9 protein-coding genes are annotated in these 12162 nt (G+C 68.3%); 3 read left to right on the forward strand and 6 right to left on the reverse strand.

Annotated features, from left to right (window positions below; genetic code table 11):
* Together Q5923_RS04685 and Q5923_RS04690 are read right to left on the reverse strand one after the other, a co-directional pair.
* Positions 1 to 506: hypothetical protein (locus tag Q5923_RS04685; RefSeq protein ID WP_303132455.1), on the reverse strand; the 506-nt coding region annotated here is incomplete at its 3' end.
* Positions 507 to 795: 289 nt separating this feature from the next.
* A complete protein-coding gene (locus tag Q5923_RS04690; RefSeq protein WP_062531703.1) occupies positions 796 to 1119 on the reverse strand; it encodes a DUF1292 domain-containing protein in 324 nt (107 codons plus the stop codon).
* A 342-nt stretch (positions 1120 to 1461) separates the two neighbouring features.
* On the opposite strand from Q5923_RS04690, the gene Q5923_RS04695 reads away from it, so the two are divergent.
* Positions 1462 to 3165, forward strand: a complete 1704-nt coding sequence (locus Q5923_RS04695; protein ID WP_303132458.1) for an ATP-dependent DNA helicase RecQ — start codon at positions 1462 to 1464, stop codon at positions 3163 to 3165.
* Positions 3166 to 3293: 128 nt separating this feature from the next.
* Complete coding sequence (gene pfkB / locus Q5923_RS04700; RefSeq protein ID WP_303132460.1) at positions 3294 to 4226, forward strand: 1-phosphofructokinase; 933 nt, start codon at positions 3294 to 3296, stop codon at positions 4224 to 4226.
* A gap of 47 nt (positions 4227 to 4273) precedes the next feature.
* Here pfkB and Q5923_RS04705 read toward each other — a convergent pair whose 3' ends face one another.
* Together Q5923_RS04705 and Q5923_RS04710 are read right to left on the reverse strand one after the other, a co-directional pair.
* A complete protein-coding gene (locus tag Q5923_RS04705) occupies positions 4274 to 5290 on the reverse strand; it encodes an alpha/beta hydrolase (protein ID WP_072499772.1) in 1017 nt (338 codons plus the stop codon).
* Between the two features lie 461 nt (positions 5291 to 5751).
* Positions 5752 to 6567 carry a tRNA (guanosine(46)-N(7))-methyltransferase TrmB gene (locus Q5923_RS04710; RefSeq protein WP_303132463.1) on the reverse strand — a complete coding sequence of 272 codons (816 nt, stop codon included), beginning with the start codon at positions 6565 to 6567 and terminating at the stop codon, positions 5752 to 5754.
* Between the two features lie 347 nt (positions 6568 to 6914).
* Between Q5923_RS04710 and yfbR the strand changes: the two genes are divergently transcribed.
* Positions 6915 to 7529, forward strand: a complete 615-nt coding sequence (gene yfbR / locus Q5923_RS04715) for a 5'-deoxynucleotidase (RefSeq protein WP_009278535.1) — start codon at positions 6915 to 6917, stop codon at positions 7527 to 7529.
* A gap of 468 nt (positions 7530 to 7997) precedes the next feature.
* On the opposite strand, the gene Q5923_RS04720 is transcribed toward yfbR, so the two are convergent.
* Together Q5923_RS04720 and Q5923_RS04725 are read right to left on the reverse strand one after the other, a co-directional pair.
* Positions 7998 to 9659, reverse strand: coding sequence for a putative manganese-dependent inorganic diphosphatase (locus Q5923_RS04720; RefSeq protein WP_303132465.1), 1662 nt, complete (start codon positions 9657 to 9659; stop codon positions 7998 to 8000).
* Between the two features lie 312 nt (positions 9660 to 9971).
* Positions 9972 to 12137, reverse strand: a complete 2166-nt coding sequence (locus Q5923_RS04725) for a hypothetical protein (protein WP_303132467.1) — start codon at positions 12135 to 12137, stop codon at positions 9972 to 9974.
* Positions 12138 to 12162 lie beyond the last annotated feature (25 nt).

Below are 12162 nucleotides of genomic sequence, written 5' to 3' on the forward strand. Positions count from 1 at the left end.
GCTGCGGGCATGCTTTCGTTCGTGGGCCCTTCAGCTGCCGCGACCTCCGGCTCCGTCGCGGTTGTCGGTAGCGCCACGGTTGCCGGCTCCGCCGCGACCTCCGGCTCCGGCCCTGCCGTGGACTTCTTCTTGGCGCGCTGGTGCCGCGGCTTCGCTGGCTTGGGGTCCTTGTTGCTCTTCTTGTGCTTCCAAGACCTCGCGCCCGCCACCGGCGCGGCCTTCTCGCCCGCGACCTGCCCTGCCGCCCGTGCCAGGACGGCGTCCCAATCCTCCTGGGGCTGGACCGTCACGTAGACGCGACCCTTTTTGAATACGGTGAGGCGGACGAAGTCGTGGAGGAGCTCCATCACGCCTTGGATGTCGGGAGCGCCCACGTCCTCGGGCCGCAGGTCCTCCGCTTCGAAGAGCTCCTCGACTTGTGCGAGCGGGACCTGCCTGAGGGTGCCGATTCTGGTGGAGAGCAGCTGGTAGAAGTACAGGCGGTTGCCTGCGGTCATTTTTGGCATGTTTGGACTCCTATGTGGGCGCCGGCGGGGCGTTCGTGTTCCGTCCTAGCTTACTACCCGAGGGTTCCGCTCCCGGCGTCCACGCGCTCGCGGGTGCCATGCGGCGTTCGCACGATCGGCCTGGCGTGCGAGCGAAGCAAGGCGGCAACTGGGACGACGCGATTTCCTCTCGCACGAATACAGTTTTGTGTGAGAGGGGCGTGCCACCGCGCGCGGCATGAGGAGGCCCGACAGCGGAACGAGCCGCTGCCGGGCCAGAGCCTGCATGCCGCCGTGCCTCAAGGGGACGCTACTCCGCGTCTTCCTCCTCGGCGTCGCCCTCGGCCTCGGCGAGTTCGAGCTCCTCCTCGGCTGCCGCCTCGTCGTAGCGGTCCGAGACGCGTTGGAACAGCTCGTCGGACTCGATGTCCACCAGCTCGTAGGTCCCCTCCTCGGGATACTCCTTGTAGCCGTAGAGGTAGACCTCGTCGCTGTCGTCATCGGGAAGGAGGGCGATGTACTCGTCGCCGTCCAGCTCGAAGATGCCCTGGACCTCGCAGCGCACCGTGCTGCCGTCGTCGAAGTCGATCTCGATGAAGTCGACCTCTTCCTCGTCGTGCTCGTGCTCGCTCATGGGTACCTCCCTGGGTGGTGTGCGCGCCCGTGCGCGTACGTAAGTGGGACTGTAGCAGGCCGCGCGCGGAAGGTGGCGCGTCAACGGCAAGCGTCCCCAATTGCCCTGCCATTGGGGAGGGCATGGCCGCACGTCGTGCTGTGATCAAGGCGCCAAGTCGGCAAAATTTGAGATAATGCTGACTTCATTGGCAAAACTGCAGGTAGATAAAATCCGGTCAGCAGAATTTGAAATTCTGCTGACTTGCGCTCGTTCCGCGCGGCCAGCGCGACAGACGGCGCGGTTAGACCCACTTACGGGCCACTCGTGTCCGGCATGACCGGGGGAGAGGAGCAACGCAACATGACAGACGCCACCCCCTCCCGCAGGTCGTCCATCCCCTCCCGCCATGCCCCCATCCCACCCGCGCCGGGCCCATCCTTCCCGCCCACCATGGACGGCGCCCGCGAGGCCCTGCGCCACTACTTTGGCTACGAGGGCTTCCGGCCTGGCCAGGGCGAGGTCGTCGAGGCCATCCTCCAGGGTCGGGACGCACTCGCCGTCATGCCCACCGGCGCCGGCAAGTCCGTCTGCTACCAGGTTCCCTCCATGCTGCTGGGCGGCCTCACGCTCGTGGTGTCGCCGCTCATCTCGCTCATGGGCGACCAGGTCCGCTCGCTCAAGGCCGCCGGCATTCGCGGCTCCTACCTCAACTCCAGCCTCAACCCGCGCCAGCAGGAGGTCGTCATGGCGCGCGCCCTGGCCGGCTGGTACGACCTCATGTACGTCGCCCCCGAGCGTCTGCAGGACCCGCGCTTCCTCGACTTCGCGACCCGTGCCCGGGTCCCGCTCCTCGCCGTGGACGAGGCCCACTGCGTGAGCCAGTGGGGACAGGACTTCCGCCCCGCCTACCGGGGCATCGCCGACTTCGTGGGACGCCTGCCGCAGCGCCCCGTCGTGGCCGCGCTCACCGCGACGGCGACCAGCCGCGTGCGCTCCGACGTCGTGGGCCTCCTGGGACTTCGCGACCCGCTCGTGCAGGTCAACGGCTTCGACCGGCCCAACCTCTTCCTGCACAGCTTCGAGCTCACGCCCAAGGAGCGCGAGCGCTGGGTGCTGGGCTACATTCGCGACCACGCCGAGCAGAGCGGGATCGTTTATGCCACCAGCCGCAAGCGCGTCGACTCGCTGGCCCAGGCCCTGCGCGAGGCCGGGGTCCCCGCCGTCGCCTACCACGCCGGCTACGACAACGACCTGCGCCGCGAGGCCCAGGCGCGCTTCGTGCGCGACGACGCCCGCGTCATGGTGGCCACCAACGCCTTCGGCATGGGCATCGACAAGTCCGACGTCCGCTACGTGATCAACTGCGGGCTGCCGCTCTCGCTCGAGGAGTACTACCAGGAGGCGGGTCGCGCCGGCCGCGACGGGGAGCCCGCCGAGTGCTACCTGCTCTGGAGCCGGGGTGACATCCGCACCTGCCACTACCTCATCGACTCCGGAGACTTCCCGCCCGAGCTGGACGAGGCCGAGCGCGCTGCGCTCACCCAGAGCCGCGAGCGCCTCCTGGGCCAGATGATCGGCTACGCGATGAGCGACTCCTGTCTGCGCGCCCGCATCCTGGGCTACTTCGGCCAGGGCTCGGGGACGCGCGTCGATGCGGCACGCCCAGGCGAGAGCGGCGTCGGCGCCTCTGCCGCCTTCCAGGGGCGGGAGGGCTGCGGCTCCTGCTCCGTCTGCTGCGGCCGCACGCCCGAGCGCTACCTGCGCACCCGACGCGCGCCAGGCTCCTTCGGCCGAGGCGCGCGCACGCGCGAGCTTCCTAGCGAGCGCGAGGTGACCGACGAGGACGAGCGCCTCTTCCAGCGTCTCCGCGCCCTGCGCAAGCAACTCGCCGACGATGCCGGCGTGCCGCCCTACGTGGTCTTCTCGGATGCTACCCTCAGGGGCATGGTTCGCCTGCGGCCCCAGGGGGAGGACGAGCTCCTGCAGGTCTCGGGTGTGGGACAGACCAAGCTCAGGCGCTACGGGGAGCAGTTCCTCGACGTCATCGCGGGTCGGGTGGAGTAGGGCAATCGACGAGGCGCGTCCGCGTACGCCTGCCGCTCGCGACGCAGCGGTCCCGCCCCGCCCGTCTGCCGCTGACGCCCGCGCCACGCCACCCAGGCGCTCCCCGACCCCACGTAGAAGGAGGCCCCATGATTCGTACCGTCACGCTCAACCCCGCCCTGGACAAGACCGCCACGGCGCCCGGGCTCACACTGGACGCCGTCAACCGCATCAGCGGGCTGCGCGTCGACCCCGGCGGCAAGGGCGTCAACGTGTCCAAGGTCGTGCGGGCCCTGGGCGGAACGAGCGTGGCCTGCGTCCTGCTCGCCGGGTCGGCGGGCCGCGCGCTCGAGGGCTTGCTTCGCGACCAGGGCATCGAGGTCGACGCCTTCTGGTCCAAGGGGGGAGAGACCCGCAGCAACCTCAAGCTCATAGATCCCACGGCGGGCACGCACACCGACGTCAACGAGCCCGGCCCCCTGCCGGAGGAGGGGCTCCTCTCCCACATGCTCGAGCACTTCGTGGACGGCGTGCGGCCAGGTGACGTCGTGGTGCTTGCGGGGTCCCTCCCGCGCGGGGTCGCGACGGGCTGCTACGCGGGGTGGGTGCGCGCCTGCAAGTCGGCCGGCGCCACGGTCTTCCTGGATGCGGACGGGGAGCGCCTGGCCCGCGGCATCGAGGCCGGCCCCGACTTCGTGAAGCCCAACGACGCGGAGCTTGCCGAGCTCGTGGGCCGCGCGCTGCCTGACGAGGATGCCGTCCTGGACGCCGCTCGCGAGCTGCAAGGCCGCGGCGTGGCGCGGGTCATGGTGTCCTTGGGTGGTGACGGTGCCATCTACCTCGGCGGCGACGGGGCGTGGCGCGCGAGCTCGCCCAAGGTGCCCGTGGGGTCGACCGTCGGCGCGGGAGACTCCGTGGTCGCGGCGCTCGCCCTCGCCGAGGAGCGCGGGCTTGGCCTGGAGGACGCGCTTCGGCTGGCCATGGCCACCGGTGCCGCCAACGTCATGCAGTCAGGGACCCAGGCCGCCCCGCGGGAGCTCGTGGAGTCGCTCTTGGGAGAGGTCGAGGTCAGGAGGATCTAGCGCTCGCTGGCCAGGCGCCAACGCGAAGCGTCAGGACGCCGCGTCGCCTAGCCTCGCGGGACCTCCTTGGTCACCAGCTGCTCGATGAGGCGACGTGCCTTACGACCCTCGGGTGTGGGATACAGGGGCCAAATGTGGGCCTGCCCCGTGCCCACCACCAGCTCGTGGCTCACGCCGTTCTCGCCCAGCTTGGCGTCGAAGGCCACGCAGTCGGGATAGAAGATCTCGCGCGTGGCGACGAAGGTGGTCACGTTGCGCAGCGGCCGAACGTCCCCGTTGATGGGGCTGAGGCGGTAATCGGTCACGTCGTCGCCATCGGCCCAGAGGTCGCCGAGCTGCGCCAGGCCCCAGGGTGCCAACGCCGGGTCCACGTCGAAGTAGTCGTGGATCTGGGGGTTGCGCATGGTGATGTCAAGCTGGGGAGAGAGCAGCACCAGCTGCCCTGGCTGCTCCAGGTCGTAGTGGGAGAAGCTCTCGGCCAGGCCCGCCGCCAGGCCGCCGCCCGCGGAGTCCCCCATCAGGGTGACGTCCTTGGCCTCGTAGCGGCGCAGCATGCCCTCGTAGAGGTCGGTGAGCAGCGAGTAGGCCTCGTCGTGGTCGTGGGCGGGCGCCAGGGGATAGATGGGGACGAAGACCTCCGCTCCGGTGCGCTGGCAGAGGTCGTCCAGGAAGAGCCAGTGGACCCAGCTGATCTGCTTCACGTACGCGCCACCGTGCAGGTAGAGCACGGCACGGGCGTTCTTGCCCGTGGTGCCCAGGTGGAAGGTCTTCATACCGTCGCAGGTCTCCTCGAAGACCAGGGACCTGAGGCGCAGCCAGCTGGGGATGTGGTACTCGACCTCGTTCTCCTGGCGACAGGCCTCGACGAAGTCCTCGAAGCGGCCGAGGTCCTTGCCCAGGAGGACGCCCCTTCCGGCGAAGGCCCTGAGGGCGCCGGCGAGCACGGACGCCTGGGCGCTGCGGCCGTACCTGATTTTGGAGAAGGCGGAGAAGCCGGCTGCCGCAGCCGCCGTTCCCGCTGCGATGCCGGCGGCCATGAGCGCGTTCCTATGCGAGTCCTTCATGGGGAACCTCCTACCTGGGACAACGATTCATCTGCGTGAGGCATGCTCTCCAGTTTACCCAGAAGCGTGCATGAGACATGTCGGCCCGTCTGCGGACGGCAGGTCTACACAAGGCGGCGCCGACGTGCCGACATGGCGACGCCGACACGCGCCTCGCCCGTGGGGCCGCATTCGCTCCGGTGCCGTCCCCGCCTCTCATCCCAGAGTTGTATGCGGATTCCACACACAACACGATTCTCGTCCGATGCTTTTACCTGCTGCTATGTGATTTCTAACTTTGTAATACGCCAATAGGGAGAGAAAAAACCGCACACAAATTATTGAACCGCAGGCAAACGCGCGACCACGTGCCCGCAGGCAAACGCGCGACCACGTGCCCGCAGGCAAACGAGCGACCGAGTGCCCGCAGCGACCCGGTCCGGGCCGAGGCGGCGCGCCACTCCCGCCCTAGGGGGTGGCGCCTAGTGGCGCGCGCCCTGCTTGGCGCGCAGGTTCCGCAGGTTGGTGACCGTGCCCTGCATCCCGTGGGGCACGTAGGAGAGCTGGGCCAGGTCCTCGGGCAGGTACTCCGCCAGGCTCAGCTCGGCGGTCTGCTCCACCTGGCCCGTCAGCGGGCCTGGCGTCGCCTCCAGGCCGAACACGGTGGCACCTTGCCTACCCAGGCGCTCCTCGTACCAGCTCACGGGGTCGTCGGGCCTGTCGGCACGGGTGTCCTCGCTCTTCCACGTCAGCTCGAATCCCGCGAGCTCGAACTGCGTGAGCGAGAACGCGAAGAGGGGTTGGCTGTCGGTCTTGAAGACGACGCTTCCGCCTGGGGCCAGGACCTGGCGGTACAGGAGCAGCTGGTCAAGGTGGGTGAGTCTCCGCGCCGCCTCCTTCTTCTTGGGGAAGGGCGTGGGGAAGTTGAGGATGATGCGGCCCACCTCGCCCGGGGCGAAGAGCTCGGCGACGTCGCGTCCCAGGGCGGGTACCAGGACCAGGTTGGCAAGGCCGTCCTCGACGGCCTTCTGCGCGGCGTAGGCGATGCAGACGGGCTCGGAGTCGATGCCCACGAAGAGCACGTCGGGCTCGCGCGCGGCGGACTCGGCCGCGAAGCCGCCCTTGCCGCAGCCCAGGTCAAGCCGCAGCTCGCGGAGTCGAGGGCCGCCCACGGGACTGCAGGCCTCGAGCCAGCGCCCGGCCAGGCGGCGCGGCTCGAGCTCGATGGCGTCGGCGTAGCGCTCGAGGCGCTCCTCGAGGACGAAGTTCTTGGGGAGACGTGCGTGCAGTCCGTGCATGAGACCTCTTCGTGCTGGTGGTCGGGGGCCGGTCTGGTCGTCGGGGGGGCGCCGCGTGCTGCTGTGTGTGGTGACGCGCCTAGACGGCCTCATAGGGCGCTTGGCATTATCGCACCGCCGCGGTATCGGGCTGGTTGTGCGGAAAAACTGCGCACGGTAGCTCCGAATTGTGGAGACGTTCGGCGTTTGCCCAGGATTGCCTCCCCGGCCCGGAATTCCGTGCGCACTTTTTTGCGCCAACAGTGGCATTCCGCCACTTGCGTGCCCGGCCCACATCCCCGGAGTCGGGCAATCCGTCCCGTCCCTTGGCTACGATGGTCCTCGTAGGTTTCGACGAGGGAGGCAGCATGTCTCAGTTCACGGCGATCATGGCGCGGCTCAAGTACATCGAGCGCTGGGCCCTCATGCGCAGCTCCCGGCCAGAGAACCTCAGCGAGCACTCGCTCGAGGTCGCCATGATTGCCCACTTGCTCTGCGTGATCGCCAACGTGCGCTACGGCCGCTCGCTCGACGAAGGCCGTGCCGCGCTCATGGGCATGTACCACGACGCGTCAGAGATCATCACGGGAGACCTCCCCACGCCGGTGAAATACTTCAACCCCCAGATTCGCGACGCCTACAAGGGCGTCGAGTCCGCAGCGGAGGAGACGCTCCTCTCCACCCTGCCCGCCGACCTGCAGGGTAGCTTTCGGTCGGCGTTCGGCCTGGCAGGGGAGGGCGAGCCGGATGCGGTCGAGCGTGAGGGCGAGGCGCATCTGCGACAGCTCGTGAAGGCGGCGGACAAGCTCTCGGCACTGATCAAGTGCCTGGAGGAGCGCTCTGCCGGCAACTCCGAGTTCGTGACGGCGGAGGCCTCGACGCGCGCCTCGCTCGAGCGGATGGCCGAGGGTCTCCCCGAGCTCCGGGACTTCATGGACGAGTTCCTGCCCTCCTACGGACACACCCTGGACCAGCTCCTCTAGGTACGGTCGTCAGAGGTACTGCAGCCAGGGTGTCCAGGTACACGGGGTGGGGGAGAGTCAGCTTCGCCGCGGGCCCTGCCGCTAGGCTCTTGCGTGGACTCCCGCACTTGTATGCGGATTCCGCACACAACGTGATTTCCATGCGCTTCATCTACCTGCTGTTATATGGATTCTAACTTTGTAATACGCCAACAAGGAGAGAAAAAACCGCATACAAAATCTTTGAACCGCATGCAGATAGGCTGCCCTCCTCGGACGTGAGCGTCCCCATGGTGCCGCCTCGCGTCGCGACTTCCAGTCTCCCATGGCGCGCCGCCTTGCGTCTGGCTGCCCCATGCCCGAAAAGCTCGTGCCGAGCAGTCGGGCTGTGGGCGGCCACTCAAACCGCAGCCACGAAAGGGACCCCGCGGCGTCGTCTGCCGCGGGGCCCTGCCGCTGCCGGGTATGCGCGCCACTCTCGCTTGGGAGCTAGTCCTCCTGGGTGTCCTGCAGGGTGGTCATGAGCGCGGGGATGACCTGCTTCTTGCGGCTCACGACGCCTGGCAGGGTGGCGATGCCGTCGACGGGCTCCACGCCGAAGGCACGCGCGACGATCTCTTCCGCGCCGGCGCCGTAGTACAGCATCTCGGTGGTCTGGCTCTTCACGTCGGTGAACATGTAGAAGACCAGCGGCAGCTCGTCAGCGGCGGCGCCCTCCTTGAGGTAGGGCCCCACCAGCGCCTCGGCCGCCTTGCGGCTGTTCTTGGTCATGAAGCTGCCCTGGCCCACGCCGAAGCGGGCGTTGCCGCGCGAGAAGACCTTGAAGTCCTGGTGGAAGACCTCCTCGGCCGTGCGTCCCGTGAGCTCCGCGCCGGCGTCGAACATCGCGTCGGCGTACTCGTCGATATCCTCGCCGCAGATCTTCGCGAGCTGCTCGCCGGCATACTTGTCGCGGGGGGTGCAGGTGGGGGAGCGGAACGCCAGGGTGTCAGAGAGGATGGCGCTCATCATGAGGCCGGCGATGTTCTTGGGAATCTCGACGCCCTGCTCCTGGTACATGCTGTAGAGGATGGTGCAGGTGCAGCCCACCGGCTCGTTGCGGAAGCGCACGGGAGCGGAGGTCTCGATGCTGCCGATGCGGTGGTGGTCGACGATCTCCATGATCACGGCCTGCTCGAGGCCGTCGACCGCCTGGGAGCGCTCGTTGTGGTCGACGAGGACCACGTGCTTGCGCGTCACGTTGAGCAGGTTGGGCGTGCTCACGAGGCCGCAGTAGTGGCCGTCCTCGTCCAGCACGGGGAAGAAGCGGTGGCGCGACTGGGTGATGGTCTTGCGCGCGTCGTCCACGGTGGTGTTAACGCTGAAGCGCAGCACGTCCTGGGCGTCGAGCATCTTGGCGCGCACGGGGATGGACATGCTGATCAGGCGGGCGGCGGCGTAGGTGTCGTAGGGCGTGGTGATCACGGTGCAGCCGTTGGCGCGGGCCGCGTCCACGACGACGTTGGAGAGCTGGGCGCCGTTGCACACGATGAGCAGCCCGGCGCCGGACTCGACGGCGAAGCGCTGAGTCTCGTAGCGGTTGGTGACGAGCACGGTGTCGTTGTGCTCGATCGCGCCCTCCATCATCTCGGGTGTGGTGCCCACGACGACCTTGCCCGTCTCGACGCGGGCCTCGGGGTCGCCCAGGACCATGCTGCCCTTCAGGGTCTGGATGATGTTGGAGTACTTGGTCTTCGCCTCTGCGATGACGCGCGTGTCGAAGATGTCCATGTTGGCGTTGGCGATGTCCTTCACGGCGATGAGGCCCTCGAGGTCGCCCTTTTCGTTGGTGATGCAGAGGGTGTCGGCCTTGCTGGAGCCCATGAGGTTCCAGGCGGCGAAGAGGCTCATCTCGCGGTCGATGCCGTCGGTGCGCTGGATCATGATGTCCTTGATTTGGGGGCGCACGCTGGTGATGAGCTGGGGCTCCTCGAAGCCGAAGTGCCTCAGGACGAAGGCGGTCTCGCGGTTGATGGTGCCGGCGCGGCGCGCCTCGTACTGCACGTCCTCGGTCTGGTTCTTGAGGTAGGCCATGCTGATGGCCGAGCAGATGCTGTCTGTGTCGGGATGCAGGTGGCCGATGACGTTGACCTTGCGGATGGTCTCGGGCATGGACTTCTCCTTGGAACTTGCGCTCGTGGGCGCGGGAGTCGGAACGTTCACCCTGAATTGTGCCACTACGCAGGCGTCTTGGGGCGCGTGGGCTTGGCGTGACGGGCGTGCGGGGCCCGTGTGCCGGTCGTGCGGGGCACGCACGTCACCGGACGCCGGTTTTTGCCCCCCCGGGAGCGCGTCAAAAGACTGCGCACGGTAGCGTCCAATTGTGGAGACGGTGAGGCAAAGGCCCAGCATTGAGCCATCGCCTCGCAAAATCCAATGCGCAGTTTTTGGCAACGGCATCTCGCGCGGCGCGTCCCGACGTCGTCAGTCCCCAATCGCGTCCAGGCGGATGACGAACTTCGTCGTGCCATGCTGTCCCTCGGCGATGCCGGCGAAGCTCTCGTACTCGTCGGCGAGCTCGCTGACGGCGTCGAGGCGTGCGACGAGCTTCCTCATCGAGGAGCCGTCGAGTGCCTCGACCATCTTGGAGACGGCCTTCTCGTCGAAGGCCCTCAGGCCATCCGTCAGTTGGTCGGAGCCCACCGCGGCAGCGGACGAGCCCGTCGCAAGCGCCGAGGCGCCGTCCTGCAGCTGTTCGATGCCACCCACGAGTTGTCCGGCGCCCTGGTCGATCCGGCGCGCTCCCGTCGCGAGCTCGCCCGCACCGCTGGCGGCTTGGCCCAGGGCCTGGGCTAGCTGTTGTGCCCCGGCGCTGCTTGCGGCGGCGCCACCCAGGAGGCTGCCCGCGTCCTCCGCGCTCCCCAGCGCTCCATGGATGCTCACGATGCCCTGGTCGAGCTGGTGTGCCAGGGCGGCGACGCCCGCCAGCCCCGTGGCCTGCTCCTCGCTCCCACGTGCCGCGGCCACGAGGTCGCCGCATGCGTCTGCTGCCGCGGAGGCGGCGCCGGACCTCTGTGCAATCGACTGTGCCGACGTCGCGGCGGAGGAGAGGGACGTGGCCTTCTCCTCGAGTTTCGTGACCTGTGCCGAGACGTCCTCGGGCTGGGGGACGGTGCTCGCGGTGCCCGCGGCATCGTTGAGCTTTTCGAGTGCGGAGGCAACGGCCTGCCTCTGCGCGTCGGTCATGCCGGTCTGGTCGATGCCCATGAGCGCCTCTCGCGCCTCGGCGACCTGGTTGCGCACGCCCTCCTGCGCACTCGCGTAGGCCTTGAGGGCGTCTGCCGAGCTGCCGAGCCTCTCGGCCGCGTCACCAGCGGCCGTGGCCGCCACCTGCGCGTCGTCGGCCGACTGACCTACCTGGGTCGCCATGTCGGCGGCCTCGGAGGCGGCGTCCTTCGCCGAGGCTGCCTGCCTCTGGGCGCGCGTGAGCACGTCTCGCACGTCGCCAAGGGAGGCGCCCAGTGCGGCGGAGGCGCCCTGCAGGCCGGTGACGCCCCCATTGAGCCTGCCCAGGCCTTCCGACAACGCCTGTCCGCCTGCCGCCAGGGACTCCGCACCGTCGCGCGCCTGGCCCACGCCCTGCGCAAGGCTGCTGGCGCCGTCGGCGAGCTGTCCCGTCGCCTGCGGCAGGAGCCCCGCCTCGGCGCGGAAGACGTCGACGCCTCTCGAGAGCGCGGTGTTGCCGTCCGAGATCTTCTGCAGGGCGCTGGCAAGCTCGTCCGAGCCGCTCATCAGCTGGCTCATGGAGCTCCGTAGCAGGTCGACGGTCTCGCCGTTGTCTTCCGCGTCAATCTTGCTGGTGTCGAGGTCCGAGAGCAGGCTGGGGGTGACGATGGTGGTCACGGAGCCCAGGCTGAAGTTCGTCACGTCAGCCTCGAGCTCGAAGTACTCGGGGAGCTCGATCTGGTCTCGGCTTAGGTCGAGGCTCCTCTGGAGTCCCGGCAGCGCGTAGCCTACCGCCATGGGCGTGTCGCCCGAAACCAGTCGCCCATTGGTGAGTTTCACGTCGTGGAACACGTCCTCGTCGAGGTCGACGGTGGTGATGGCAGCGAAGGGCGTGAAGAGCTCCCGCTGGCTGCCCTGCACGGAGCGAGTTGCCGAGGACTCGTTCTTGTAGTCGAAGCGCATGACGAGGTGGCCGCTCTTGCCGGCGAGCTCGCTGGCTTCGATGGGCCTGCCGTCCAGCGTGTAGCTCACGCTGATGGCCAGCGGCAGCGGCTTGTCGCTGCGACCGCTGTACGAGACCTTCTTTCCGTTTGCCGTCCAGCTCAGGCTCCCGTCCGCATTGGTGCTGAAGCCCTGTTTGTCGTCGGAGGGCTTGATGTCGCTCAGGTCGCTGCGGTCGGGGAGGGTTGCCGCCTTCCCGTCGTTGCTGAGGGTCTCCCTCACCGTGGTCTCGCGTACGTTTCCGTTGCTGTCCGCAGAGACGTAGACCGTCTCGCTCTTGTCGATGCCGGCACCCCCTGTCGCGAGGGCGGCTGCGGGCATCGCGAGCGCAGCCACGAGCGAGAGGCCGGCGACGGCCGAGAACGCGGCGGCCCTCAGGTGACGTGGGTGGGTGTGGTTGGTCTTCGAGAAGCGCCTGGCCATGGTTCCTCCAGCTGTCGCGTTGTGT

The organism is uncultured Olsenella sp., assembly GCF_959602185.1.
GTDB lineage: Bacteria > Actinomycetota > Coriobacteriia > Coriobacteriales > Atopobiaceae > Olsenella_I > Olsenella_I phocaeensis.

Coding starts and splice junctions, on each gene's coding strand:
- Q5923_RS04690 (WP_062531703.1), bottom strand. CDS start 1,119: ATGAGCGAGCACGAGCACGACGAGGAAGAGGTCGACTTCATCGAGATC.
- Q5923_RS04695 (WP_303132458.1), top strand. CDS start 1,462: ATGACAGACGCCACCCCCTCCCGCAGGTCGTCCATCCCCTCCCGCCAT.
- pfkB (WP_303132460.1), top strand. CDS start 3,294: ATGATTCGTACCGTCACGCTCAACCCCGCCCTGGACAAGACCGCCACG.
- Q5923_RS04705 (WP_072499772.1), bottom strand. CDS start 5,290: ATGAAGGACTCGCATAGGAACGCGCTCATGGCCGCCGGCATCGCAGCG.
- Q5923_RS04710 (WP_303132463.1), bottom strand. CDS start 6,567: ATGCACGGACTGCACGCACGTCTCCCCAAGAACTTCGTCCTCGAGGAG.
- yfbR (WP_009278535.1), top strand. CDS start 6,915: ATGTCTCAGTTCACGGCGATCATGGCGCGGCTCAAGTACATCGAGCGC.
- Q5923_RS04720 (WP_303132465.1), bottom strand. CDS start 9,659: ATGCCCGAGACCATCCGCAAGGTCAACGTCATCGGCCACCTGCATCCC.
- Q5923_RS04725 (WP_303132467.1), bottom strand. CDS start 12,137: ATGGCCAGGCGCTTCTCGAAGACCAACCACACCCACCCACGTCACCTG.